We start from the raw sequence: 26,375 nt of genomic DNA on the forward strand, positions 1-26,375 counted from the left end.
GTCAGTTGATCCGGCGATATGCGCATGGGGCGGACTCGCCGTCAAGCGGGGCCCCGCGCTCGCCCACAGCCTTTCCAACCGTCCCACCGCGCGCTAGGGCGAAACCATGACCGAACTCCTGCGCAGCGATGTCCTGATTTCGGGCGGCGGCCTCGTCGGCCAGGCGCTCGCCCTTGCCCTGGCCCACCACGGCCTGTCGGTCCAGGTCGTCGATCCCGCCGATCCCGTCGCGACGATCGCGCTCGGCTTCGACGGCCGCGCCTCGGCGATCGCGAGCGCGACGTGGCAGATGTTCGAGGCGCTGGGGATCGCCGACCGCCTCGCCGGGCACGGCTGTCCGATCCGCGCCATCAAGGTGGGCGACGGTGCGCCCGATAGCGGACGCGGCGGCGAACTCGATTTCGTCACCGCCGAAGGCGATCCGCCGCTCGGCACGATGGTCGAAAATCGTCAATTGCGCCTCGCGCTGGCTGCCGCGCTCGCCAATGCGCCGCTGGTGCGACTTGCGATGCCCGCCGCCGTCGTGTCGCGCGAGATCGACGGGCATGGCGTCACGCTGACGCTCGCCGACGGCACGAAGCTCGCGGCGCCGCTGCTGGTCGTGGCCGAGGGTCGCCGCTCGCCGACGCGCGATGCCGCCGGATTCAGCATCGCGAACTGGTCCTACCATCATCACGCGATGATCGGCGCGGTCGCGCACGAAAAGCCGCACGGCCATGTCGCGCACGAAATCTTCTATCCGTCGGGGCCCTTCGCGCTGCTGCCGCTCGTCGACGATGAACGGGGGCGCCACCGCTCGGCTTTTGTCTGGACCGTGTCCGAGAAGGACGGTCCCGGCTTCGCCAAGCTCGGAGAGCGCGGCTTCGTCGCCGAACTGCAGAAACGCGCGGGCGGCGTTCTTGGTGCGATGGAACTTGTCGCGCCGCGCATGACCTATCCACTCGGCTTCCACCACAGCGCCTCGATCGTCGCCGACCGGATCGCGCTCGTCGGCGACGCGGCGCACGGCATTCACCCGATCGCGGGGCAGGGGCTCAACCTTGGCCTGCGCGACGTCGCGGCATTGACCGAAGTGCTCGTCGAGGGCGCGCGGCTCGGGCTCGACCTCGGCGATGCGGCGCTGCTCGCGCGCTACCAGCGTTGGCGCGGGCTCGACAATATGATGGTTAGCCTCGCGACCGACGGGCTGACGCGGCTGTTCGGCATTCCGGGACGCACGGCGGCAGCGGTCCGCCGCACCGGGCTCGGCGCGGTGCAGCGCATGCCGATGCTCAAACGCTTCTTCATGGACGAAGCGCGCGGTGAGGCGGGCGACCTGCCGCGCCTGCTCGCGGGCGCCGAAATCTAGGTATTACTACCTAGGTCCCGGACAGGCGGGCGCTAAGCATGCCCGCCTATCCTCAACCGCGCGGCACCGTGCCGCGGCAGGATGGGGAGGGGGCCATGTCGGCAAAAAGCGATGCACTCGAAACGGCTGTGACAGACTATATCCGGGCGCGCACCGCGCTCGACGCGGCGCCGGGCGCGCGGGCACGGGCGCTCGCCGATCGCGCCTTTGCGCGGCTCGCAGCGCTGGCGGCGCCGCGGATCCGCTATTTCACGCGCAGCTATGGCCTTTCCGACGTCGCCGAGGACGCGGCGCAGGTCTGCGCGATCGCGATCCACCGCGCCGCCGAACGCTATGATCCCGCGCGGGCGCGCTTCACCACCTATGTGAACTGGCAAATCCGTGCCGAGTTGCAGGCGCTGCGGCTTCGCCTTCACGGCGACCAGCGTTGCGCCGGCCGCCGCCACGTCACCGCGACGCTGTCGATCGACGCGTTACAGGCGGAAGACGGCGACGAGTGGCTGCTCGATCCGGCGGCGGAAATCGGGACCGAAAAAGGCGCGGCCGACAATCTCGCCGCGCTTCTGGCCGACCGGCTGGTCGAGGACTGGGCAGACCGTCGCCGCGCAAAATCAAGCGCATCGCGCGCGGACGGCGCCCGGATGGACGCGCGGCTTGCGACCGAGACGGATCTCGTTCGCCGCCATCTGACGGTCAGCGACGCCGCCGAACGTCTACGCGAAAGCGACCGTCATATCGTGCGCCGGGCGCTCGCCGACATCGCGCGGCATGCGCCGGTCCGCAAGCTTCACTGAAAGTTACTGCAGCGTCGCGCGCCCGTCGTCGCTGTCGAAACGGCCGAAGAATTGCATCAGCTGGACGACCAGTTCGGCGCGCGCGTCGATCGGGCTCGCTTCGAGCAGCGCCTGTTTCGCGGCCGCATCGAAGGGGGCGACCTGCGCGATGCCGTTGACCAGCGTCGCGTCGTCGAGCTGGCCGACCGAATCCCAATCGACGACATAGCCCTGCCGCGCCGCAAAACGCTTGGCTTCGCGTTCGAGGCTCGCGCGTTCGATGCTCGCCAGCACGGCATCGTCTTCACCCTCAAGCTCGAGCTCCGCCTCGACCTGCCGAAACGGCGTGGTGACGTCGAGCTCGCGACGGACACGAAAACGCGCGACGCCTTCGAGCACGAGGTTGAAGCGCCCTTCGTCGAGCGCCTCGACATCAACGATGCGTCCGACGCAGCCGACGTCATAGAGCGCGGGCGGTTCACGATCCTCTTCGCCGGGAAGCTGGCGCGGCTGGATCATCCCGATTTGCCGGTCGCGCGCCAGCACCTCCTGCACCATCGCCGAATAGCGCGGCTCGAAAATGTGCAGCGGCAGGTGCAGCCCCGGGAACAGCACCGCGCCGGTGAGCGGAAAGATCGCGATCCGCTGGATCGTCAAAGGCGCGGTTTCGCCCATCAGCCGAAAAGGATCAACGACAGGCGGCGGCGCTGCGCGGCGACCCACGGGTCTTCGAGCCCGACGGCTTCGAACAGCGACAACAGCTTAGCGCGCGCCGCATCGTCGTTCCATTCGCGGTCGGCCGCGACGATGTGGAGCAGATTGTCGGCGGCGGCATCGCGCTGGCCGGCGCCGATCTGCGCGCTCGCAAGGTCGAAGCGCGCCTGATGATTGGCGGGGTTCGCCGCGACCGCCGCTTCGAACGCCGCGAGTTCGCCCGGGTCGGGGGCGTCGGCGGCGAGCGCCAGCGCGCTTTTCGCCTGTGCGATGGCAGGATCCGCGGCGATCTCGGCGGGCAGCGCGTCGAGCGCCGCCTGCGCGCCCTCGACATCGCCGGTCAGCACGAACGCGCGAATCAGCCCGCCGTGCGCCGCGGCATTATCGGGCGCCATCTCGAGGATCTGCGCAAAGATGCTCGCGGCGCGCGCGCCGTCGCCTTCGGCGAGCACGCTTTCGCCCATGTCGATCAGCGGTGCGATCTCGACCGCGAGGTCCTTCGCCGCGCTTTCGATCGGCAGCTGTGCGAGCAGCTGGTCGAGAATCGCCTTGAGCTGGCTTTCGGTGCGTGCGTTGGTCAGGTTCGCGACCGGCTGGCCCTGAAAGATCGCATAGACGGTCGGGATCGACTGGACCTGGAACTGGCCGGCGATGAAGCGATTCGCATCGACGTCGACCTTGACCAGCAGGACGCCCTTGTCGGCATAATCCTCGGCAACCTTTTCGAGCACGGGGCCGAGCTGTTTGCACGGGCCGCACCATTCGGCCCAGAAATCGAGGATGACGAGATTGCTCATCGACGGTTCGACGACGTCGCGGCGGAAGGCTTCGACGGCTTCCTTTTCCTGCGGATTCAGACCGAGAGTGGCCACGAAAACATGCTCCTGTTCAGAATGTGCGCCGCCACCGCCGATGCGGATCGGACGCTTGTCCCGCTTATGTGGGATTTGCGGACGATATGCCAACCCTTCGGAGAAAATGCGCAATCAGGGGTTGCCGAGTCAAAAGGCCGGTGCTAATCGCCCGCCTCACCCGCTGGAACCGACCGGTTTCCAGCCGCCAGAGCGGGCGTAGCTCAGGGGTAGAGCACAACCTTGCCAAGGTTGGGGTCGAGGGTTCGAATCCCTTCGCCCGCTCCAGTTTCCGAATAGCGGTAACACCATGCCCGCGGGCCTCCGCTGGTGCCGACCGGCCGCGCGCCGATCAATTTTCGGCGGCCGGCGCGGGCCTGAACGGATCTTCGCGCATCGAACGGCCAGCGGTTTCGGGCATGTAGCGCAGCGCGGCGAGGCCGACGAGGCAGGCGAGCATCATATAATAGGCGGGCATCAGCGGATCGCCGGTCAGGCTGATCAGACCGCTGCCGATCATCGGCGCGGTGCCGCCGAAGATCGAGGTCGAGATATTATAGGCGATCGCGAAACCCGCGAAGCGTACCGCGGTCGGGAACATCGCGGGGAAAGTGGCGGAGATCGTCGCGAGCTGCGGCACATAGAGCAGGCCGAGCGCCATGAAGCCGATCAGCGCGCCGGCGAACCCCGTCCCGATCAGCATATAGAGCGGCACGACGAGCAGCAGCAGGCCGACCAGCGACCAGCGCCACATCGCGCGGCGGCCGACGCGATCGGATAGCGCCCCCGCGAAGGGCAGGAAGAGCATCATGAAGAGCATGCCGATGATCGGCACGAGCAACGCCTCTTCGTTCGACAGGCCGATGCGTCGCTGCAGATAGGTGGGCATATAGCTGAGCAGCGAATAGTTGACGACGTTGAGCGCGACGACGAGGCCGCCGACGACGAGCAGCGGGCGCCAATAGTCGCGGACAAGGACCCCGAGCCCCGGCGGCTCGCGCCGTTCGGCCGATGCCATTTCCTCGCGGAAAATCGGCGTATCCTCCATCTTCGAGCGCACATACATGCCGATCAGCCCGATCGGCCCCGCGATCAGGAAGGGGATGCGCCAGCCCCACTCGTGCATCGCCGCGTCGCCAAGGTGCAGCGAATAGCCGAGCATCAGCGCGGCGCCGAAGGAAAAGCCCGCAAGCGTCCCGAATTCGAGGAAGCTGCCATAGAAGCCGCGCCGGTCGTCGGGCGCATATTCGGCCATGAAGGTCGCCGCGCCGCCATATTCGCCGCCGGTCGAAAAGCCCTGGAGCATCCGGAGCAGGATCAGCAAGGTGGGCGCCCAGAAACCGATGCTGTCGTAGGAGGGAATCAGCCCGACCGCGAAGGTCGCGCCCGCCATCAGCAGGATGGTCATCGCCAGCACCGACTTGCGACCGATACGGTCGCCGAGCGGCCCCCAGAACAGCCCGCCGAGCGGCCGGACGAGGAAGGAGATGGCAAAGGTCGCGAGCGCGAACAGCACCGCTTCCTCGGTATCGCCGGGGAAGAGCGCTGCGGAGATATAGGTGACGCCATAGGCATAGATGCCATAGTCGAACCACTCGACCGCATTGCCGAGCGCCGAGGCGCCGACCGCGCGATGCAGCGGCGAAGGCTTGCGAAAGGGGGGCGGATGCCCCGGGGCGTGGGTCGTTACGGGCTTTTCCATGGGTCACCTGTTTGCGAATGGGAGTCGGAACTGGCGGGAGAATCGGGACCGGCGGGGTCGAGCAGCGCCGCGACCGGCGTCGTGCGCGGCAGGATCTGGAAATCCTGCTGCGCGGCGCCGGGCACCGGATCGCTGGTCGCGAGGCGCCACAGCCCGAAGGCGAGCATCATCCCCGCCGCGAGCGCGATGAAGAGGAAGAGCCCGCCCGCGCCCGCCAGCGTCATAGAGGCCGCGGCGCCAAGCGGACCGAGCGCGGCGCCGGTCGAATAGAGAAGGACGAGCTGGCCGCTCGCGGTCACGCGCTCCGACGGCAAAAGCCGGTCGTTCACAAAGGCGACGCACAGCGGGTAGAGCGCGAAGCTGAGCCCGCCGAACAGCGCGCCGAGGCCGAGCAGCAGGACGCCGGTCGGCGCCATGGCAAGCGCGATGCTGACGCCAAGCGTCGCGGCGAAGCAGGCGATGATGACGCGCCGCCGGTCGTAGCGGTCCGACAGGCGGCCGAGCGGCCATTGCAGCGCCACGCCGCCGAGGATCACGGTCATCATGAAGGTCGCGGTGTCGCCGAGGCCGAGGCCGATCCGGCGCGCGTAGATGGCGGCAAGGCCATAGAAGGCGCCGAGCAGCAGCCCGGTGATCCCCGCGCCCGCGACGCCGAGCGGCGAGGCTTCGAACAGGCGCCGCAGCGGCAGCGAGGCCGCATCCTCGAGCGACGGCGCGGCGGCGCGCGTCAGGCAAACGGGGATGATCGCGAGCGAAATCAGGATCGAGGCGAGTTCGAACGGGATTTGCGGCGCGCTGCTGCCCGAACGCAGCAGCATCTGCCCGAGCGCCTGCCCCGAATAGAGCGCGACCATGTACCAGGCGAGCACCGTGCCGCGCGTGTTCGCCTCGGCGCGGTCGTTGAGCCAGCTTTCGACGCAGATGAATACGCCCGCGACGCACAGCCCGTCGACGAAGCGCAGCGCCGCCCATAGCAGCGGGTGCTGGAACAGCGCATAGGTGAGCGTGCTCGCCGACAGCAACGCGACGAAGGCGGCGAAGGCGCGGATATGGCCGACGCGGCGCACGACGTCGCCGGCCCGCAAGGCCCCCAGTACAAGCCCGGCAAAATAGGTGGTCGCGACCGCACCGATCACCATCGTCCCGCTGCCCGCGCGTTCGAGCCGGAGCCCGATCAGCGTCGAGAGGAATCCGCTGCCCGCCATCATCACGAAAATCGCGACCAGCAGGCTCCGCACGGGCAGGATCGTTGCGAACATCGGCCGCGCCCGGCCGCCGCGTCAAGCGGCGCGCCGGCCCTCCGCGCTCGCGTCGACGTCCTCGATCAGCGCCTTGTGTAGCACACGCACCGCCGCATCGAAATCGCGGCTTTCGACGATGAACTGGACATCGACATTGCGGATCTGATGCTGCATCGCGATCATCGCGATGCCCGCATCGTCGAGCGCGCGCAGCGCGTCGGGGACGAGGCCGGGGCGCGAAATATCGCTGCCGATCGCCGATATCATCGCCACCGGCTGCGCCGAGATGGCGGCCTCGGGATAGTCTTTCTGCAGGTCGGCGATCAGCTTTTTCACCGCGTCGGCGCTCGCCGACAGATAATGGGTGATCGTGTTGGCATTCGACGATTTGCTGACGATCCACAGGCGGTGGCGCGTCAGCGCGTCGAGGATCGCGGCGTCATAACCCTTCACCCCGACCATATCCTGCTCGAAGAATTGCAGCGCCTGCAACTGGCGGATGCCGGTGACGATCTCGACGCGCGGGACGTCGGAGACATAGTCGCCGGTGACGAGCGTGCCGCCATCCTCGCGGTCGAACGTGTTGCGCACGCGCAGCGGGATGTCGGTCTGGCGCAGGCCGCGCCCGGCACCGGGGTGGATCGCCTCCATCCCCAGGTTCGCAAGCTGGTCGGCGACGTCGTAATTGGTGCGGCCGATCTTGCGCGCCTTGTCCTCGCCGACCAGCCTGGGGTCGGCGCTCGACAGGTGAAATTCCTTGTGGATGATCGCCTCGCGCGCGCCGGTCAGGACGGCGAGGCGCGAAAAGGTCATTTCGGTATAGCCGCGCGCATAGCGCCGCACCATGCCGCCCTCGCAGCCGGCATAGCCGGTGACGATCGGCATCGTCGTGGCGAGGTCGATCGCGGCGAAAGCCTCCCTGATCCGTTCGTCGAGGCTGCTGAGGTCGTCCTGGTCCCACAAGGTCAGATCGACGAAGCGCGCGTTCACGTCGCGGTCGCGCAGCAACAGTGCCGTGCTGTGCGCGCTGTGCGCCTCGCCGATCCCGGCGAGCAGCTCGCGCACCGTCATCAGCTGTTCCTTGACGCAGAAGCGGCCGTGCGCGCGCAGGCGGGCCAGATCGTCGAGGCACGACGCGACCGTGGCGATGCGCGTATCGACGAAGGCATCGGCTTCGGCACGGCTTTCGGGCCGCGCGAACATGGCCGCGTTGCGTTCGTGCATCGCGCGGCGGACGGCTTCCATCGCCTCGCGCCAGCCGTCGGCATCGTCGTCGGCGACGAAGCGGCCGTAGACGCCCGGCGCCCCACTCTTCTTGTTCTCGAGCAGCAGGTCGGTCATCCCGGCATAGGCCGAGACGACGAAGATGCGGTTATAGAGGTCGGCGCCCGAGCGCCCTGCGATCAGCACATTGTCGAACAGGGTCGCCGTCGCGGCCATCGATGTGCCGCCGATTTTCTCGACGCTATGCCAGGTCATGCCGGCACCGTCTCGGCGAGCGGGCCGCGTTCGATCGTCAGCGGTTTGGGTTCGCCGCGATGCGCGAGGAACCAGGGGCGCGGTTTGTCGACGCCGAACGGCTTTTCGAGCCGGTTGCTGACCGCATTATAGACAAGGAAGGCGTTGGCGCGCGGGAAGGGCGTGATGTTGCCATTCGACCCGTGCATCAGGTTGCAGTCGAACAGGATGACGGTGCCGGGCTTGCCGGTCGGCGCGACGATGCCGTGCTTGTGCGCGAGCTCGGCGAGGCTTTCCTCATCGGGAACGCCATATTCCTGTTTCTTGAGCGAGCTCAGATAATGGTCGTCGGGGGTTTCGCCGACGCAGGTGAGGTAAGTGCGGTGCGACCCCGGGATCACCATCAGCGGCCCGTTGTGCGGGGTGTTCTCGGCGAGCAGCACCGACATCGACAGCGCGCGCATCCGCGGCATGCCGTCCTCGACGTGCCACGTCTCGAAATCGCTGTGCCAATAGAACTCCTTGCCCGTGAAGCCGGGTTTGTAGTTGAGGCGCGACTGGTGGATATAAACCTCGTCGCCGAGCAGGAAGCGCGCGACGTCGGCGAGCCGCGCGTCAGCGGCGAGCCGCGCCATTGCGGTGCTCTGCGCGTGAATCTCGAAGATCGAGCGGATCTCGTTGCCCTGCGGCTCGGTGACGATCGTGTCGCCGTCGAGCGCCGCCGGATCGGCGAGCAGATTGCCCGCCGCCTTTTGCAGGAAGGCGACTTCGTCGGCCGAGAAGATGTCCTCGAGCACGATGTAGCCGTCGCGGTCGAACTGCGCGGCCTGGGCCGGGCTGATCGGCGCGTCATTGCTCCATTGACTATGGACGACGGGATCCTGCCGCGGCCGCATTTCGGCCTCGGCGGCTTGGCGTGAGGGGTAGAGGTCTTGCATCGGACGTCTCCCTTTCTGTTTTCTGATTGTCAGTCGGCGGCGACGAGGTCGGCGTCGGCCGGATAAGCGCCCGTTTCGTCGTGCACTTCCTTGCCGGTCACCGGCGGGTTGAAGGCACAGGCCGTCAGAATGTCGGTTTCGGGGCGCACGATATGGCGGTCATGGTCGTTGAGCGCGTACATCACGCCGGGTTCGAGCCGGTGGATTTCGCCCGTTCCCAGATCTTCGATGGTGCCGGTGCCCTTGAGCACGAAGACGGCCTCCAGATGGTTCTGATAGTGCATCTTGAGCTCGGTGCCCGCGAACATGGTGGTGACATGGAAGGAAAAGCCCATACCATCGTCCTTGAGCAGCATACGGGCGCTGGCCCAGCCGTCCGAACGGACGTTGCGGTCGGATTTGCGGATGGCGTTGAGGTTGCGAAGGATCATGTGGATATCTCCTGTGATTATTCGGCGGCGACGGCATAATCGCTGGCCATCGCCTCGCGGATCTTGGTTTCGAGGATGTCGAGTCCGGCGCCGAGCACGGCGTCGTCGATCACGAGCGGGGCGAGGACCTTGATCACCTCGTCATGCGCGCCGCTGGTCTCGATGATGAGGCCAGCGTCGAAGCAGGCGGCGGTCACGGCGCCGGCAAGCTCGCCCGATCCGACATTGACGCCGCGCATCATGCCGCGGCCGCGCGTTTCGAATCCATGTTCGGCGGCGATGCGGCCCAGCCGCATCGCGAGCAGCTCGCCGCGCCGTTCGACGTCGCGCTGGAAATCGCCGGTGCTCCAGAAATGGCGGAGCGCGGCAGTCGCGGTGACAAAGGCATGGTTGTTGCCGCGGAAGGTGCCATTATGCTCGCCCGGCGACCATTGGTCGAGTTCGGGACGCAGCAGGGTCAGTGCAAAGGGCAGCCCCATGCCCGACAGCGATTTCGCCAGCGTCACGATATCGGGGGTGAAACCCATATCCTCGAAGCTGAAGAAGCCGCCGGTGCGGCCGCAGCCGGCCTGGATGTCATCGACGATCAGCAGCGCGCCGTGGGCCTTCGCGATCTCGGCGATCCGGCGCAGCCATTCGGGCGACGCGGCGTTAAGCCCGCCTTCGCCCTGCACCGTCTCGACCAGGATCGCCGCGGGCGCGTCGAGCCCGCTCGACGGATCGGCGAGACGTTGTTCGAGCAGTTCGGCGGTATCGACCTCGGGGCCGTAATAATCATAAAAGGGCTCGTGCGCGACGTGGCTGAGCGGCACGCCCGCGCCGCCGCGCTTGGTGGCGTTGCCGGTGCAGGCGAGCGCCCCCAGCGTCATCCCGTGGAAGCCGTTGGTGAAGGCGATTACCATTTCGCGGCCGGTGATCTTGCGCGCGAGTTTGATCGCGGCCTCGACGGCGTTGGTGCCCGTCGGACCGGTGAACATCACACGATGGTCGAGCCCGCGCGGCTTCAGGATCAGCTCCTCGAAGGTGTTGAGGAAATCCTGCTTGGCATCGGTGTGCAGGTCGAGCCCGTGCGTGATGCCGTCAGCGGCGATATAGTCGAGCAAGGCCTGCTTCAGGATCGGGTGGTTATGGCCATAGTTGAGCGTCGAGCAGCCCGACAGGAAGTCGAGATAGCGCCCGCCCTGATCGTCGTGCATCCACACGCCTTCGGCCTTGCCGAACTGGCGCGGCATCGAGCGGGCATAGCTGCGCACCGCCGATTCGCGGCGCTCATAGATACTCCTGTCCGGAATCGCGCCGGACGGCTGGGGTGTCGTAATCATCATCTTATCCCTGTTCTGCGTCTATCTTCGTGCGGTCGATCGGCCCGATCCGGGCCAGATATTCGGTGGCGTGGGCGCCCGCGAAATGGACTTCGCGTTCGAACAGCGCGCTGCGTTCGAGTTCGGCGTCCCACTTGCGGGCAAGGCTGCGGAACAATCCCCACGATGCCTGATTATCGGCGGTGATCGTGGTGATCATGTGGGTCACGCCGTCCTGTGCGGGCCGGCCCAGCAGGTCGGCGATCATGCGGCTCGCGAGTTGCTTTCCGCGTCCCTCGGTGGACACCGCCACCTGCCAGACGAAAAAAGCCGCGGGATCCGAAGGCGGGCGATAGCCCGATACCCAGCCGATGATCCGCCCCGCCTTTTCGGCGATGACGCATTGATCGGCGAAATGCTCGCACTGGAGCAGGTTGCAATAGCGGCTGTTGCGGTCGAGCGGGGGGCAGGCGGCGATCAGCGCCGTCACCGCCGGTCCGTCGGCCGCGCGCGGGCGCCGGAACCGCACATCGTTCGCCGAGGCCGGCACCGCATCCCAATCTTTCCCTGGAGGCAATGACTCTTCGTCTTTTTGCCGATCTAATATCTTTCATCTCCTGAAATAAATTTCGGATTCATGCGGCGCTGAAAGGCCGCGAGTCGCGCAAAATATAAGAATTGAAGCCGGGCGTTCAACCCGTCGCCGTAATTTTATTTCATATATCGAAATATATGACATCGCTGTGTCAGGCCTGCGCAATCGGCGATAATGCGTTGGCGCGCGCGGGCCGGACGGCTAACAGGGCGCATGGACTCCGAAATTGCGAACGCGACGTTGAAGGCCTTGCGGCGCGTGCTGCGCGCGACCGACGGCGGCACCCGCCGGCTGGCCGCGGCGACGGGGCTGACGCCGTCGCAATTGCTGGTGCTGCGCGAGATCGATGTGGGTGAGGAGGTGACCCCGGGGCTGATCGCGCGGCGGCTGCAGTTCAGCCATGCGACGATCACCGCGATCGTCGACCGCCTTGTCGCGCTCGATCTCGCGGCACGGTCGCGGAGCGATCAGGACAAGCGCCGCGTGCTGTTGGAGGCAACGGCGAAAGGGCGGCGCTGCCTCGCCGAGGCGCCCGATATGCTGCAGGAAATATTCGCGGACCGCTTTTCGGCGCTTCCCGCATGGGAACAGGCGATGCTGCTGGCGGGCGCCGAACGGCTGGCCGACCTGCTCGGCGCGGGCGACATGGACGCCGCGCCGTTGCTCGACGCGGGGGCGATCGACCGGGCCTAGGCGAAGGTCAGCGAGGCGAGTGCGACGATGAAGAGCAGGATCACGGCGGTGAACAGGGCCGTCAGCGCCGTGAACAGGACCGCGCTGGGTGCGCGCCGCGTATAAAGCTCCCCGAAGCCGCGCACGGCCGCGGCGCCGGCATCCTCATCCTCGTCGTCGTGCGGCGCCTTGAGCAGCGCGGCGCTGATGGCGCTTGCCGGGACAGGCGTCAGAAACTCGCACCCGAAGCGCCGGCCGTCCTCGCGCACGACGCGTGCCGGGGCGGCGCCGAGTTCGGGGAGGACGAGCAGAAAGGTTTCGCCGAGCGAAAAGGCGGCGTCGGTCTCGATCAAAAGCCCCGTTCGCGACAGGTTGCGGATGACGACCGCGGCTTCGGCCGTCGCCGATCGCGCCGCAACGTCGAGCCGCAGCGTGCGCCGCTGCGTCCGCCTGCGGTCGGCCGTTTCGGACGGTCCGGCGATATGGGCCAGCAAGGATCTCACCGACGTCTCCTTTGGCGACCGGATATCGCACGACAAGCTTAAAATTGCCTTGTTGCCGACCCGATCGCCGGGGCTGGAGGCGCAAAATATCGGGCGGGGTGAAGAACCGCAGCGACGCTCGCCACTTAACAATTAAACGGATATGTTGCCGTGGGCCGGAAAAAACTGCGACGAGCCGAAGCTTCTTGTGGGTCGAATTGGGACGCAATCGGCCGCCGGGCGAACAGGCTACGGCTTCATCAAGTTGTTTCATCTAATTGAATAGTAAGATTCTTCCGGCTGATAATGTTGCGTCCGATGGGCGACGGTTAAGCGCGAGGCCGCTTTTCCTAAAAAATTGTTAACACGCTTGCAGAGTCTCGAGAATCCATGCTCTCCTGATGGGTGGGGAAGGTCCGAGTCGCTCGGACAGTGGGTCGCACTGACATTGGTGGAAATTTTGCTGTGCCGTTTTTGCGGCAGGGCGAGGTGCGGGCGAGGGAAATAGATATGGATGCTTTCGACAATCCGGCACGGAACGGAAATGCGGGGCTTCAACGCGGAGGCGGATCGACGGGAGAGTCGAGCCAGGCCGTTTCGGATAGCGAATTTCTGGTCGCCGCCGCGCACGTGACCGCGGCCGCATCGGCGCTGCCGCTCGCCATCCAGGCGATCCTCGTTCCCGACGCGAGCGGACGCATTGTCCTGCCCGCCGGCGCATCGGTCGATGACATCAGCGTGTCGGGCGCCGACCTGATCGTCACGCTGCCGAACGGGCAGATACTGATCATTCCGAACGGCGCGGTCGATATTCCCTCGATCGTCATCGATGGCGACACGGTGCCCGCGAGCACGGTCGCGCAGCTGCTCGAAAATCTGGGCGAACTGAATCCGGAAGCCGGAACCCGCAGCTCGGGCGGCAATTTCGCCGACCCCGAAGGGCCGATCCAGGACGCCTATGCGCTCGGCGACCTCCTGCCGTACACCGAACTCGCCTTTTCGCAGCCCGAGGACCGCGAACTGCTGCCCGCCGTGCCCGACGACGAACCCGAGATCGTCATCGTCACTCCCGACCAGCCCGCCGGCGCTGCGGCCGCCACCGCGAGCGTCGACGAGGCGGGGCTTCCGGTGCGTGAGGGCGAACCCGCAGGCAGCGCGAGCGAAGCGAACAGCGAAACCACCACCGGATCGATCGTCTATGACGCGGCCGACGGCCTCGACGCGATCACGATCAACGGCACCGCGGTCACCGCCGTCGGCCAGGTCATCACGACCCCGCTCGGCCAGCTGACGATCACCAGCCTGACGCCAGGCAATGTCGGATACAGCTACACGCTGGCCGACAACAGCGATGCGAACGGCGATCCGACCGACATCTTCACCGTCGTCGTCACCGATCGCGACGGCGACACCGCGACCGCGACGCTCACCATCGATGTCGTCGACGACGTCCCGACCGCGCGCGCCGATACCGACGCGGTCGCGGCGGGCAGCTTCGCGCCCGAGGCGGGCAATGTGCTCACCGGCGCGGGGACGACGAGTGACGCGGCGGGCGCCGACACGCCGGGCGCCGACGACGCCGTGCTGACGGGCATCCGCGGCGCGGATGGCGAAGGCGGTTTCTCCGAGCCGGGGACGGTGCAGGGCCAATATGGCACGCTGACCATCGGTGCCGACGGTGGCTATAGCTATGTCCGCGATCCGGGAACGCCGGGCGGCGTCGACGATATTTTCACATACCAGATCACCGATGGCGACGGCGATACATCGACGGCGACCCTGACGATCCGTATCGCCGATGCGCCGACCGTCATCACTTTCGTCCCGGGCGAAGGTGATGACGGGACTATCGTATACGAAGCCGACCTGGCGGGCCGCGATGGCGAGACCCCGGGTTCGGCCTTCGGGGGCGGTGAAGGTGGTGGCGCTTCGACCAGCGGCACCATCACCTTCACTTCGCTCGACGGCGTCGGCAGCGTGTCGATCGGCGGCGTAACGCTGACGCCCGGCGCACTGCCGCAGACGATCGCGAGCGACGCAACAGGAACGCTCGTCGTCACCGGCTATAGTTACGATCCGGCGACCGGCGAGGGATCGGTCACCTATGTCTATACCCTGATCGACAACACGCTCGACGGCGACGGCACAAGGGTCAGCTTCGACCTTACCATCACCGACGTCGATGGCGACGCGGCGACAGACACGCTCGATATCGCCATCGTCGATGACGCGCCGACCGCGCGCGCCGATAGCGACAGCGTAACCGAAGACGGTCCGGCGACCGCCGACGGCAATGTATTGACGGGCTTGGGCGGCGGCGACGCCAATGCGACCGACGGCGTCGCCGACACTCAAGGCGCCGACGGCGCGACGGTGACCGGAGTGGCGGGCGGCAGCGTCGGCGAACCGCTTGCGGGCGCCTATGGCTCGCTGACGCTGAACGGCGACGGCAGCTACAGCTATGTCCTCGACAATGCGTCGCAGCCTGTTCAGGGCCTGTCGGCTGGCGAGGTGCTGACCGATAGCTTCACCTACACGATCACCGATGGCGACGGCGACATCTCGACGACCACGCTGACGATCACCATCAACGGTGCCGACGACGGCGTGACGGTCGATGGCCTCGATGGAGAGGGCGCCGAACTGACCGTCGACGAAGACGATCTTGCCGATGGCTCCTCGCCCGATGCCGCCGCGCTGACACAGGACGGCAGTTTCACCGTTTCGACCCCCGATGGGCTCGGCAATGTGACCATCGGCGGCGTCCAGGTCGTGACGAACGGCGTGTTCGCGCCCGCGACGGTGCCCAGTCCGCTCGGGACGGTCAACATCACCGGCTTCACCCCCGTCACCGGCGCCGACGGTTCGGTGATCGGCGGCACCTTCACTTATGAATATGTGCTGGCCGACAATACGCTGACGCATGGTCCCGACGGCGAGGACAGCGTCATCGACAGCTTCGATGTCGTGGTTACCGACAGCGACGGATCGACCGCGAACGCCAGCCTCGATGTCCGCATCGTCGACGACGTCCCGACCGCGCGCGACGATAGCGACAACGTGACCGAAGACGGCCCGGCGGTCGCCGACGGCAATGTGCTCACGGGCTTGGGTGGCGGCGACGCCAATGCGACCGACGGCGTCGCCGACACTCAAGGCGCCGACGGCGCGGCGGTCACGGCGGTGACCGGCGGCACGATCGGCGCCGCCTTCGCAACCAGCTATGGCGTGCTGACCCTGAACGGCGACGGCAGCTATAGCTACGCTCTCGACAATGCGTCGCAGGCGGTGCAGGGCCTTTCGGTCGGCGAGGTGCTGACCGACAGCGTTACCTACACGATCACCGACGGCGACGGCGACACGGCCACCGCGACCCTGACAATCGCCATAACCGGCGCCGACGACGGCGTGACGATCACCGGCCTCGACGCGGAAGGCGCCGAATTGTTCGTCGACGAGGATGATTTGCCGGCGCGCGCGGGCGAAGCGCCGGGGTCGGACACGACCCCCGACGGCGTGACCGACGGCGACAGCTTCGCCGTATCGACCCCCGACGGCATGGGCATGGTCGTGCTCGACAGCTTCAACGGCGTGCCGCTCGGGGCACCGCTGACGCTGGTTACCGCCGACGGCAGCTTCACGCCGCAATCGGTCACGACCGCTTATGGCACGCTCTCGGTCATCGGCTTCACGCCGGTTATCGGTTCAGACGGATCGGTGATCGGCGGCAGCTTCACCTATAGCTATACGCTGACCGACAATCGCACCGACCATCCCGCCGCGGGTCAGGACGACCGCACCGACAGCGTCGGCGTCACCGTCACCGACGCGGACGGATCGAGTGCCAGCGCGGCGATCGACATCCGCATCACCGACGATGTGCCCGACGCGATCGACGATAGCACGGCGCAGACGGTCGAGAATGCGCCCGTCACGATCGACGTGCTCGCCAACGACGGGCAGGGCGCCGACAGTGTCCAGCCGTCTGCGGTCGCGCTTGTCGCCGGTTCGCTGACCGGCGCCGGCACGCTCGTGAACAATGGCGACGGCAGCTTCACCTACACCCCCGCGGCGCAGGAAAGCGGCACCGTCAGCTTCCAGTATCGCATCACCGACGGCGACGGCGACACCGACGTCGCCACCGCGACGATCACCCTCGTCGCCGATTCGGCGCCGCAGATCGGCAAGGTGGCCGATTTGACGGTCGACGAGGACGGGCTTGCGGGCGCGAACATCGACAACGGCCTCGCGGGCGAGGTGACCTCGACGGGCAGCGCGAGCGCGAGCGGCACGATCATTGTCGATTTCGGCAGCGATGTTCCCGCGACGCTGGCGGGTTCGCTCGTCCTGAACGATGCCGCCGCGCTCGATACGCAGCTGACCGTTGGCGGCGTGCCGGTAACCTTTGCCAAGGTTGGCGACGATCTTGTCGGCTCGGTCGGCGGCAATGAGGTGATCCGTATTGGCCTGACGAGCGCGACCGCCGGTCCCGGCGCGACCGAAGTCACCTATGGCTATACGGTCACGCTGTCGCAGGCGGTCGATCAGGCGCTGCCCGGCGTCGAGGACAGCGATCTTCTGACGGGCATCGGCTTCACCGTCACCGACAGCGACGGCACCCAGTCGTCAGGCGCGTTCGGCGTCACCATCGTCGATGACCTTCCGACGCTCAGCGTGTCCGATGCGCCGACGAGCGTCGTCGAAGGCGCGACCGCGAACGGCACATGGACGCTCGATGCGGGCGCCGACGGCGTCGCGTCGGTGCTCGTCAGTTTCGGCAGCGGCAGCGCCACGCTTGCGCTGACGCCGGGGAGCAGCGTGTCGATCGCGCAGCCGACCGGCACGCTGACGGTGGGCGCCGATGGCAGCTTCAGCTTCGCGGCGGCGGCCGATCAGGATGACGCCACGAATCCGTCCGCGACCTTCATCCTGTCGGCGGTCGATCGCGACGGCGATCCGACGTCGGACAGCCTGACGATCGCGATCACAGACGGCGCGAACCCGAGCAACGCGAAGCCGATCACGCTGACCGTGAACGAGGCGGCGCTCGATGCCATCGGCAGCGATCCGGCCAGCAATGCCGAAACCGCTGGCGGCAACCTCAGCTTCACCGCGGGTTCGGACACGCTCTCGGGCTTCGTCTTTACCGGGGTCGCGGGCCTCGTCGCCAATCTCGACGGCGCCGGTACCGACATCTTCTGGTCGATGGCGCCCGACGGGCAGACGATCACCGGCTCGCTGACGCTGGGCGGTCCCGCCGCGATCACGATCGGTCTGACCGCACCCGCGAGCATCGCGCCCGGCGCGACCGCGACCGCAAGCGTCACCGTAACCCTCGCCGACAACCTGCCGCACGCGCTCGCCAATGCGGCGCAGACGCAGGCGCTGGGAACGGTCACCGTGCAGGCGACCGATACCGACGGCGACCCCGCAACCGGCGTCGTCACCGTGCAAGTCATCGACGATATTCCGGCGGCGAACCCCGATGCGGACAGCGTCGCCGAAGACGGCGCGCTGATCGCGGACGGAAACGTCCTGACCGGCAGTGGCGGCAGTGACGCGAACGCCACCGATGGCGCCGCGGATACGCAGGGCGCCGACGGTGCGGCCGTCACCGCGCTCGTTGGCGGCACGGTCGGCGCGCCGCTCGTCAGCACCTATGGCACGCTGACGCTCAACGCCGACGGCAGCTATTCCTATTTGCTCGATAACAGCAACACGGCCGTGCAGGGCCTCTCGGCCGGCCAGACGCTGACCGAGACCTTCACTTACACGATCACCGACGGCGATGGCGATCCCGCCACCACGACGCTGACCATCACGATCGACGGTGCCAACGACGGGGTCACGATCAATGGCCTGGCGGTTCCCGGCGGCGAGGAGATCGTCGACGAGGACGACCTGGCCGACGGCTCGTCGCCCGATGCCGCGGCGCTGACCCAGACGGGTTCCTTCACCGTCGCCGCGCCCGACGGCCTCGACGACGTCACCATCGGCACCGCGCCGGTGATGGTGAACGGCGTTTTCACCCCCGGCCTGACGACCACGAGCCCCCTCGGCACGGTGACGATCACCGGTTTCACTCCCGTCACCGCGAGCGACGGCTCGGTGATCGGCGGCACCTTCACCTATGAATATGTTCTGGGTGACAACACGCTGACCCATCCGGCAGCGGGCGAAGACAATGTGACCGACAGTTTCCCGGTCACCGTCACCGACAGCGACGGGTCGGGTGCCAACGCCAGCCTCGACATCGTCGTCATCGACGACGTGCCGGCCGCGGCGGCCGAGCCGAACCAGAATGTCGCCGAGGGCGCGACCGTCACCGGCACGCTCGACTTCGTCGAAGGCGCCGACGGGGCGAGCGTCACCCAAATCAACGGCACGGCGCTGGTCTTCGGCATGGACGGCTATTCGCAGGGCATCGACATCGGCGATGGCACGATCAAGGTGAAGGCCGACGGCAGCTACAGCTTCACCGCCGATGCCGCCGTCGCCGGCACCGGCAGCGCGTCGGCGACCTATACGGTCACCGACGGCGACGGCGACACATCGACCGCGCCGATTACCTTCACGATCGTCGATGCCAATGTCCCCACCGCGGGCACGACGCAGGCGTCGGTCGACGACGATGCGCTGCTCGGCGGCAATCCCGCGAGCATGACGGGCGATCTTCCCGACGCAAACGGCGACGGCGACAATGACCAGGCGACGTTCAGCGGCGCGCTCAACCTCGATTTCGGCGGTGACGGCGCGGGGTCGGTGAGCTTTGCCGCGATGGACGGCCAGACGGCAATGGTCGGCACCGAAATGGTGACCTATGACTGGAACGCGGGCACGCTGACGGCCACCGGGCCGCGTGGCGCACTGTTCACGGTCGAAGTCACCGACCCTGCGACCGGGGCCTATACGGTCACTCTGCTCGACAATGTGCTGCACACCGCACAGGGCGATGAAAATGACGCGTCGGCGACGCTCGGCTTCGTCGTCAGCGACAGCGACGGATCGACCGCGCCCGGCACGCTCGAAATCACCTTTGATGATGACGCGCCGACAGTCACCGCAGGCGGCACGCAGCCGGTGCTGACGGTCGATGAAACGGCGCTGGGCACCGATGCGCAGGCCAGCTTTACATCGGTGTTCACGCCGGTGTTCGGCGCCGACGGAGCGGCCCTCGCCAACCCGACGACCTATGCGCTCGGCATCAACGCGGGAGCGACGGGTCTTGTCGACACCGCGACCAACGAAGCTGTCGTGCTCAGCGTCGTCGGCGGGGTGGTCCAGGGCCGGACCGCGACCTCGGACGCGCTCGTCTTCACGATCGGCGTCGCGGCGGACGGGACGGTCACGCTCGACCAGATCCGCGCCGTGGTCCACGCGCCCGACAGCGGGCCCGACCAGCCGGCGGGTCTTGTCGCCGACAATCTGGTCACCCTGACCGCGACGGTCACCGACGGGGACGGCGATACCGCGAGCGCCACCGCGAACATCGGCCAGAATCTCGTTTTCCGGGACGATGCGCCGGTGGCGAACGATGATAGCGCGGGACTGACTGAGGGCGGGCCGAGCTTTGTCACCTTCGACGTCGATACCAACGACAATAATGGCGCCGACGGGTTGGGCAGCCGGACCTTCACCAGCCTGACGGGCAGCTATGGGACGATCACCCTGAATGGCGACGGCACCCAGACCTATACGCTGACCCCTGACGGGCAGGCGGCGATCGACGGCTTGGCGCCGGGGGCGACGCTGACGGACATATTCACCTACACGCTCACCGACAAGGACGGCGACAGCGATCCCGCGACGCTGACGGTCACGCTGACCGGCACCGACGACGGCGTGACGATCACCAACCTGACGCCCAAGCTCGACGGCGGCGACGCGGTGGTCGACGAGGACGACCTGCCCGCCGGGTCCGACACGATGAAGGAGTCGCTCACGCAGACGGGCAGCTTCACCATCTCGGCGCCCGACGGCGTTGCCGACCTGTCGGTCCACGGGGTGCAGGTCATCGCAAATGGCGTTTTCACGCCGGCGACGATCGTCACGCCGCTCGGCAACACGCTCGACATCACCGCCTATGATCCGGCGAACGGCGAGGTCAGCTACAGCTATACGCTAGGCGCCGCCGAAACCCATGGCGCTGTGCAGGGCGAAAACAGCCTGTTCGAGGATTTCGTCGTCGAGCTGACCGACGCCGACGGCGACAACACCGACAGCCTGCTGTCGATCAACATCGTCGACGATATCCCGACGGCGGCGGCCGATGCGGACATTGTAGTGGCCGAAGACGCGGCTCCGGTCGGCGGCAATCTGCTCGCCAACGACACGCAGGGCGCCGACGGCGCGACGCTGACCTCGGTGACGATCGGCGGCAATGTGACCCTGATCGCCGCGGCCGGAACGACCGTGATCCCGACCGCGAACGGCATCTACAGTTTCACCGCGACCGGCGTCTGGACATTCGATCCCAATCCGGTGAACAACGCGGCGGCGGTCGATGCCGGCTTCAGCTACACGATCACCGACGGCGACGGCGATATCGCGACCGCGACGCAGGCGATCAGCCTGACCGACGGCGCCGGTCCGCTCGGCGGCGGTTCGATCACGCTCGCGCTCGACGACCAGAATCTGTCCGACGGATCGACCCCGGCGGGTCCGGATTCGGCGAACGACACGCTCGTCTTCACGCCGGGCTCGGACGCGATCGCCTCGATCGTCTTCGCGAACAGCCTTGCGGGCCTTGGCGGCGGGCTGACCTGGGTGCGCGTGTCGGATACGCAGGTCACGGGTTCGGACGGCGCGCGGCTCGTCGTTACGCTCGACCTGGTGCGCGTCGGCAACAGCGCGTCGGTCACCGCGACGCTCAATGACAATTATGACAGCCATCCGGGACTGAACCTCGACGATCTGGCGAACCTCGGTTCGGTAGGCGTCGTCGCGACCGACGCCGATGGCGACACCGCGACGGGCAGCGTGGCGGTCACCGTCTCCGACGACCTGCCGACGGCGCGCGCCGACAGTGATGCGGTGACCGAGGACGCGCCGGGCGGGGCGACGGGCAATGTCATGACCGGCATCGGCACGACCAACGCGCCGGGCAGCGCCGACACACAGGGCGCCGATGGCGCCAGCGTGACCGGCGTTGCCGTGGGGACGTCGGCGACGGCGGTGGCGGGCAATGTCGGCGCGGCGCTGGGGGGCAGCTATGGTTCGCTGACGCTGGGCGCGGGCGGCGGCTACACCTATGCGCTGAACAACGGCAATGCGGCGGTGCAGGCGCTCGGCGTGGGCGAGACGCTGACCGAAACCTTCACCTATACGATCACCGACGGCGACGGCGACCAGTCGACGACCACGCTGACGATCACGATCAACGGCGCGAACGACCTGCCGACGATCGGATCGGCGACGACCGCCGTGTCGGACGAGGGCCTCGCGGGCGGATTGCCCGACAGCGCCGGGACTGTCGACACCACCAACCTCACGCTCCGCACCGGAACCATCGCGGTCGGCGACCCCGATGGCGATCCGCTGACGCTGTCGCTCGGTGCGCCCGCGACCGCCCTGTTCTCGGGCGGCCAGCCGATCGTGTGGGACACGACCAACCCGCAGCTCTTGCTCGGCAAGGTCGGGACCGAAACGATCATCAGCGTCGCGATCGACAATGGCGGCAATTTCACCGTATCGCTGCAGGGACCGATCGATCACCCCGACACGACGCTCGAGGATGCGCTGTCGCTTGTGGTGCCGGTAAGCGCGAACGACGGCACGACGACCGTGACCAATGCGGCCGCGCTGACCATCGGGCTGGAGGATGACGCGCCGGCTGCGATCGCGCCGCTCGCCGCCGCGCTGATCAACGCGCCGGGCGCGTCGGTGTATCAGTCGCTCGATAGCGACGGCGACGTTGACAATAATTATGGCGGCGACGGGCCCGGAAGCGTGATTTTCACCGCCGCGACGATCGCGGCGCTGCAAGCGCAGGAACTGACCTCAGGCGGCCAGATGCTGACCTATGTCATTTCGGCGAACGGCACCGTCCTGACCGCTGAAAAGCCGAATGGCGACGATGTCTTCATCATCCGCCTGCAACCCGCGGGCCATGCGGATCAATATCAGGTCGAGATGGTCCAGAAGCTCGATTCGACGGCGACGATCGATTTCAACAGCGGCGGCTATGACATCGTCGGCGGCAACACCGCGTGGATCGGCTTTACCCTGGCCGGCGACAATAACAGCCCCGACATTCTCATCACGCCGATGACGAACGGCGTCGACGGCGGCAAGATGAACGCGAACGCGACCAACACCGGCGTATCGGACGGTAACAGCGTCGGTCCGACCGAGGCGGTCCGCATCGATTTCGTCGTCGATCTCACCGGAACGCCCGGCAACAACGACTACGCGCCGATCGCCAATCAGACTCACGCGTTCGATTCGCATTATTCGGCCAACGGCGCGTCGGCCTTCTTCTCCAACATCAACAGCAGCAGCAGCGTCCGCATCGTCGCGCGCGACGACATCGACACCGACAATGACGTCGGCGACGGGGTCCAGGACATAATCACCGGGGTCGCGATCAGCTACAACGGTTCGACGCTGATCGTGACCACCGCGGGCATCTATAATGTCGGCGGGCAGAATTATACGGTCAGCTTCAGCGGCGGCGAAGCGACGATCGACGGGGTCGTCGCGGACACCCGTCTCGCGGGCTTCACCGCCGACGGTTACAACAGCATCGAATTCCACCACGCGGGCGGCGACACGTTCAAGATCGGCGACTTCGGCGCGGTGGTCCAGACCGAAAATCCGGTGAATTTCGAAGTCCCCGTGACGATCGTGGATGGCGACGGCGACACCGCGCCGGGGTCGCTGGCGATCACGACCGCATCGCCGCTGCTCGTCATCGGGTCGGCGACCGGCGACGTTGGCGGCGAGGCGACCGACCATGTCGTCGCCAATCCGCAGGGTCTGCCCGACGGAGCGATCGCGGGCGGCGCGTTTGACGACACGCTCGTCGGCGACCCCGGATCGGTGACGATCACCGAGGGGCAGCAGGCGAATGTCGTGCTCGTGCTCGACAGCTCGGGCAGCATGACGACCCAGATCGCGTTCGGCGGCGGCACGATTTCGCGGATGCAGGCGCTCAAGAACGGCGTGAACGCGCTGATCGACAGCCTGTCGCAATCGGGCGCGCTCGATGTGCGCATCACCGTGATCGATTTCGACAGCGACGGCGACAATCTCGGAACCTTCAACCTCATCGTGAACGGCGTGGTCCAGGCGGCGCAGGTCACGGCGGCGAAGGCTGCGGTCAACGGGATGACGGCATCGGGCAGCACCAATTACGAGGACGGCCTGCAGGATGCGCTGAGCTGGATCAACGGCGGTAACGGGATCACCGGCGCCGACGTGAACAAGGTCGTATTCGTGTCCGACGGCAACCCGACCGTCTGGAACAATGGCGGCAACGGCGACGACGGTGACGCCACCAACGTCCAGAATTCGATGAACCAGGTGCTGGGCTCGGATGGGACGAACGAACCGCAGCAGATCCTCGCGACCGGCTATTCGATCGATTCGGTGGGGGTCAACGTCAATGCGAGCCTGTTGGCGCGGCTCAGCGATGTCGAGGATGGCAATGCTTCGGGTGGAACCGGCAGCGCGACCAACGCGACGTCCGCCGAACAGCTCGCGGCGGTGCTTCAGGTGCTTGGCGGCTCGACCGACCTTGCCGCGGCGGGGAACGACACGATCAACGGCGGCGACGGCGCCGACATCATTTTCGGCGACGTGCTTTACACCGACGCCCTCGCGGCGCAGCTCGGCGTGAACCTGTCGCCGGGGTCGGGCTGGGCGGTGTTCCAGACGCTGGAAGGCCGCGTGAACGCCGAAGCGATCGATCCCGCCGGCAATGGCGCCGACTGGAATCGTCAGGACACGATCGCCTATGTCCGCGCCAATTATACGGCGCTGGCGCAGGAAAGCGGCCGGACGGGCGGCAACGACACGATCAATGCCGGCGCCGGCAACGACATCATCCTTGGTCAGGAAGGCAATGACACGATCAACGCCGGGGGTGGTGACGACCTGATCCAGGGCGGCACGGGCCGCGATGTCATGACCGGCGGGACCGGGGGCGACACCTACGTCTTCAACGCGGGCGACAGCCACCCGACGTTGGGTGGCAGCGGGAATGGCGGGACGATCACAGGGCACGACGTGATCACTGATTTCAATCTCGCTGCCGATATTTTGAACCTCCCCGGAACGCCGGTCCCCGACGGGAATGGCGCGGTGGACGGAACAAACTCGGTTCTGACGATCAGCGGACAAGCGATCCGCTCGCATTCGGTCACCAACGGCGTGATTACGTTCGACGACAATAACAGCTTCGCGAACGCGCTCACCCTGTCGAGCGACGCGCATGTCGCGGCGGCGGTCGATTATCTGCAGCGCAATGACCTCGGCCCGGCGGGAACCACCGTCGCTTTCGTCGCGGGCACGCGGACCTTCGTCTATCAGCAGGTCGGGGCCGATGCGAACCCGGCTAACGATATCCTCATCGAGTTGCAGGGCGTCACGATCACCAATCTGACGACGCTGATCGGCACCCGCGTCACGCCGGTGACGCTCGACCTCGGCGGCGACGGGCTCGATTTCGTCCCGTCTTCTGCGGGAGCCGCCTTCGACCATGACGGCGACGGTGTGCGCGAGGCGACCTCGTGGGCGGGCCGCGGCGACGGCATCCTAGTTCGCGACGCCAACGGGGACGGCATCGCCAATCATGGCGGCGAGATCAGCTTCTCGGTCGCCGGCTCGACCGACCTCGAAGGGTTGCGGCTGCAATATGACAGCAATGGCGACGGCCGGCTCAGCGCCGGGGACGCCGAATTCGCCAGCTTCGGCGTGTGGCAGGACGCGAATGGCGACGGCCTCACCGACGCGGGCGAGTTCCGCTCGCTCGCCGACCTCGGCATCGTCAGCATCGCGCTGACGTCCGACGGCAATGCCTATGTCGCCGGCGAGGGCGAGGTGATCGTCCATGGCGAGGCGAGCTTCACGCGAACCGACGGCAGCAGCGGCGCGGTCGGCGACGTGTCGTTCATCACCCCCCGCGCGGCGAACGACGCCGAACGGACGGCGGGCACCCAGGCGCTGACGAGCTCGCTGGTGGCGGCGTCGCTGGTCGCGCTGGTCCATGACGCGCAGCCGGACGGTCCGGTCATAGACAAGATGGTGAGCGAAAATGCGATTGCCGTCGATACGGCGGAGGGAAGCGGCGCCGTCGCGGCGACCGGGATCTCCGGCGCGACCACGCCGCCTATCGCGAACGAAACGGCGCTCGAATCGGTGGAGGATGCGCCGTCCGTGCTATCGACCGCGGCGACGCCCGACGACCCAGCGGCCGCTTCGATCGACGAGGATCGGGGCGATTGGCGCAACGATACGGGGACCGACGCGCCCGCCGAGCGCGATGCGGACGCGCTGTTCGATCAGGTCGCGGACCATATGGCCCCGGCTCATGGCCTGATGGACGGACTGCTCGCACTCGCCGCGCTGCCGGCCGACGCAGGCGTCGCCGATGCGGCGGCGCATGACCCGGCCGCGACCGCGGTGCTCGCGGAAGTCATCGAGGGCCGCAACGCGGTCGATCAGTTGATCGACGCCGTCGCGAAAGGCGGGGCGGCGCAGGTCGCGGGCGGTGAAACGCCCGCTTTCGACCTCGCACACTTCCTGGGCCAGAGCGTGGCGCCCGGCGCGGCGATCATGCCGCATCCGGCGATCGAGCAGGATCTTCATCAATTGGCGACGGCCTGACCGCCGCATTTCAGGACCAAAAAGACCTAGTGGGAGGGCGAT

The 26,375-nt window shown here is 67.1% G+C and carries 14 protein-coding genes and 1 tRNA gene; 5 read left to right on the plus strand and 10 right to left on the minus strand.

Annotation, left to right across the window (positions count from 1 at the left end; translation table 11 throughout):
• Nucleotides 1-106: 106 nt before the first annotated feature.
• Both HDC29_RS12625 and HDC29_RS12630 read left to right on the plus strand, forming a co-directional pair.
• A complete protein-coding gene (locus tag HDC29_RS12625) occupies nt 107-1,348 on the plus strand; it encodes an FAD-dependent monooxygenase (protein ID WP_179498038.1) in 1,242 nt (413 codons plus the stop codon).
• Between the two features lie 95 nt (nt 1,349-1,443).
• Complete coding sequence (locus HDC29_RS12630; RefSeq protein WP_179498040.1) at nt 1,444-2,142, plus strand: sigma factor; 699 nt, start codon at nt 1,444-1,446, stop codon at nt 2,140-2,142.
• A gap of 3 nt (nt 2,143-2,145) precedes the next feature.
• Here the strand turns inward: HDC29_RS12630 and HDC29_RS12635 are convergent, their stop codons facing one another.
• Nucleotides 2,146-2,796, minus strand: a complete 651-nt coding sequence (locus HDC29_RS12635; protein WP_179498050.1) for an LON peptidase substrate-binding domain-containing protein — start codon at nt 2,794-2,796, stop codon at nt 2,146-2,148.
• Nucleotides 2,796-3,707, minus strand: coding sequence for a tetratricopeptide repeat protein (locus HDC29_RS12640; protein WP_179498052.1), 912 nt, complete (start codon nt 3,705-3,707; stop codon nt 2,796-2,798). The genes HDC29_RS12635 and HDC29_RS12640 overlap by 1 nt, the downstream gene beginning before the upstream one ends.
• A 192-nt stretch (nt 3,708-3,899) precedes the next feature.
• Here HDC29_RS12640 and HDC29_RS12645 point away from each other — a divergent pair.
• Nucleotides 3,900-3,974 (plus strand) — tRNA-Gly (locus HDC29_RS12645).
• Nucleotides 3,975-4,038: 64 nt separating this feature from the next.
• Here the strand turns inward: HDC29_RS12645 and HDC29_RS12650 are convergent.
• Genes HDC29_RS12650 through ectA form a run of 7 tightly spaced genes read right to left on the minus strand, consistent with a single transcriptional unit; the run spans nt 4,039 to nt 11,286 of the window.
• The gene (locus HDC29_RS12650; RefSeq protein WP_179498055.1) at nt 4,039-5,388 is read right to left on the minus strand and encodes an MFS transporter; all 1,350 of its coding nucleotides are present in this window, start codon (nt 5,386-5,388) and stop codon (nt 4,039-4,041) included.
• Nucleotides 5,373-6,647: an MFS transporter gene (locus HDC29_RS12655; RefSeq protein WP_179498058.1), complete on the minus strand. Its 1,275-nt coding sequence runs from the start codon at nt 6,645-6,647 to the stop codon at nt 5,373-5,375. Before HDC29_RS12655 ends, HDC29_RS12650 begins: the two co-directional genes overlap by 16 nt.
• 21 nt (nt 6,648-6,668) lie before the next feature.
• The gene (locus HDC29_RS12660) at nt 6,669-8,108 is read right to left on the minus strand and encodes an aspartate kinase (protein ID WP_179498060.1); all 1,440 of its coding nucleotides are present in this window, start codon (nt 8,106-8,108) and stop codon (nt 6,669-6,671) included.
• On the minus strand, nt 8,105-9,025 hold the full coding sequence (thpD, locus tag HDC29_RS12665; RefSeq protein ID WP_179498061.1) for an ectoine hydroxylase: 921 nt from the start codon (nt 9,023-9,025) through the stop codon (nt 8,105-8,107). Before thpD ends, HDC29_RS12660 begins: the two co-directional genes overlap by 4 nt.
• Nucleotides 9,026-9,054: 29 nt before the next feature.
• The gene (locus tag HDC29_RS12670) at nt 9,055-9,456 is read right to left on the minus strand and encodes an ectoine synthase (RefSeq protein ID WP_179498063.1); all 402 of its coding nucleotides are present in this window, start codon (nt 9,454-9,456) and stop codon (nt 9,055-9,057) included.
• A gap of 17 nt (nt 9,457-9,473) precedes the next feature.
• On the minus strand, nt 9,474-10,781 hold the full coding sequence (gene ectB / locus HDC29_RS12675; RefSeq protein ID WP_179498065.1) for a diaminobutyrate--2-oxoglutarate transaminase: 1,308 nt from the start codon (nt 10,779-10,781) through the stop codon (nt 9,474-9,476).
• Between the two features lies 1 nt (nt 10,782).
• Nucleotides 10,783-11,286, minus strand: coding sequence for a diaminobutyrate acetyltransferase (gene ectA / locus HDC29_RS12680; RefSeq protein WP_179498067.1), 504 nt, complete (start codon nt 11,284-11,286; stop codon nt 10,783-10,785).
• A gap of 279 nt (nt 11,287-11,565) precedes the next feature.
• Between ectA and HDC29_RS12685 the strand changes: the two genes are divergently transcribed.
• The gene (locus tag HDC29_RS12685) at nt 11,566-12,045 is read left to right on the plus strand and encodes a MarR family winged helix-turn-helix transcriptional regulator (protein ID WP_179498069.1); all 480 of its coding nucleotides are present in this window, start codon (nt 11,566-11,568) and stop codon (nt 12,043-12,045) included.
• Here the strand turns inward: HDC29_RS12685 and HDC29_RS12690 are convergent.
• Nucleotides 12,042-12,527 carry a PilZ domain-containing protein gene (locus HDC29_RS12690; RefSeq protein ID WP_179498071.1) on the minus strand — a complete coding sequence of 162 codons (486 nt, stop codon included), beginning with the start codon at nt 12,525-12,527 and terminating at the stop codon, nt 12,042-12,044. The two genes, HDC29_RS12685 and HDC29_RS12690, sit on opposite strands and share 4 nt — an antisense overlap.
• A 489-nt stretch (nt 12,528-13,016) precedes the next feature.
• Between HDC29_RS12690 and HDC29_RS12695 the strand changes: the two genes are divergently transcribed.
• The gene (locus HDC29_RS12695) at nt 13,017-26,333 is read left to right on the plus strand and encodes an S-layer family protein (protein ID WP_179498073.1); all 13,317 of its coding nucleotides are present in this window, start codon (nt 13,017-13,019) and stop codon (nt 26,331-26,333) included.
• Nucleotides 26,334-26,375 lie beyond the last annotated feature (42 nt).

The organism is Sphingopyxis sp. JAI108 (assembly GCF_013410105.1).
In the GTDB taxonomy this organism is placed as follows: Bacteria; Pseudomonadota; Alphaproteobacteria; order Sphingomonadales; family Sphingomonadaceae; genus Sphingopyxis; species Sphingopyxis chilensis.

Coding starts and splice junctions, on each gene's coding strand:
- HDC29_RS12625 (WP_179498038.1), top strand. CDS start 107: ATGACCGAACTCCTGCGCAGCGATGTCCTGATTTCGGGCGGCGGCCTC.
- HDC29_RS12630 (WP_179498040.1), top strand. CDS start 1,444: ATGTCGGCAAAAAGCGATGCACTCGAAACGGCTGTGACAGACTATATC.
- HDC29_RS12635 (WP_179498050.1), bottom strand. CDS start 2,796: ATGGGCGAAACCGCGCCTTTGACGATCCAGCGGATCGCGATCTTTCCG.
- HDC29_RS12650 (WP_179498055.1), bottom strand. CDS start 5,388: ATGGAAAAGCCCGTAACGACCCACGCCCCGGGGCATCCGCCCCCCTTT.
- HDC29_RS12655 (WP_179498058.1), bottom strand. CDS start 6,647: ATGTTCGCAACGATCCTGCCCGTGCGGAGCCTGCTGGTCGCGATTTTC.
- HDC29_RS12660 (WP_179498060.1), bottom strand. CDS start 8,108: ATGACCTGGCATAGCGTCGAGAAAATCGGCGGCACATCGATGGCCGCG.
- thpD (WP_179498061.1), bottom strand. CDS start 9,025: ATGCAAGACCTCTACCCCTCACGCCAAGCCGCCGAGGCCGAAATGCGG.
- HDC29_RS12670 (WP_179498063.1), bottom strand. CDS start 9,456: ATGATCCTTCGCAACCTCAACGCCATCCGCAAATCCGACCGCAACGTC.
- ectB (WP_179498065.1), bottom strand. CDS start 10,781: ATGATGATTACGACACCCCAGCCGTCCGGCGCGATTCCGGACAGGAGT.
- HDC29_RS12685 (WP_179498069.1), top strand. CDS start 11,566: ATGGACTCCGAAATTGCGAACGCGACGTTGAAGGCCTTGCGGCGCGTG.
- HDC29_RS12695 (WP_179498073.1), top strand. CDS start 13,017: ATGGATGCTTTCGACAATCCGGCACGGAACGGAAATGCGGGGCTTCAA.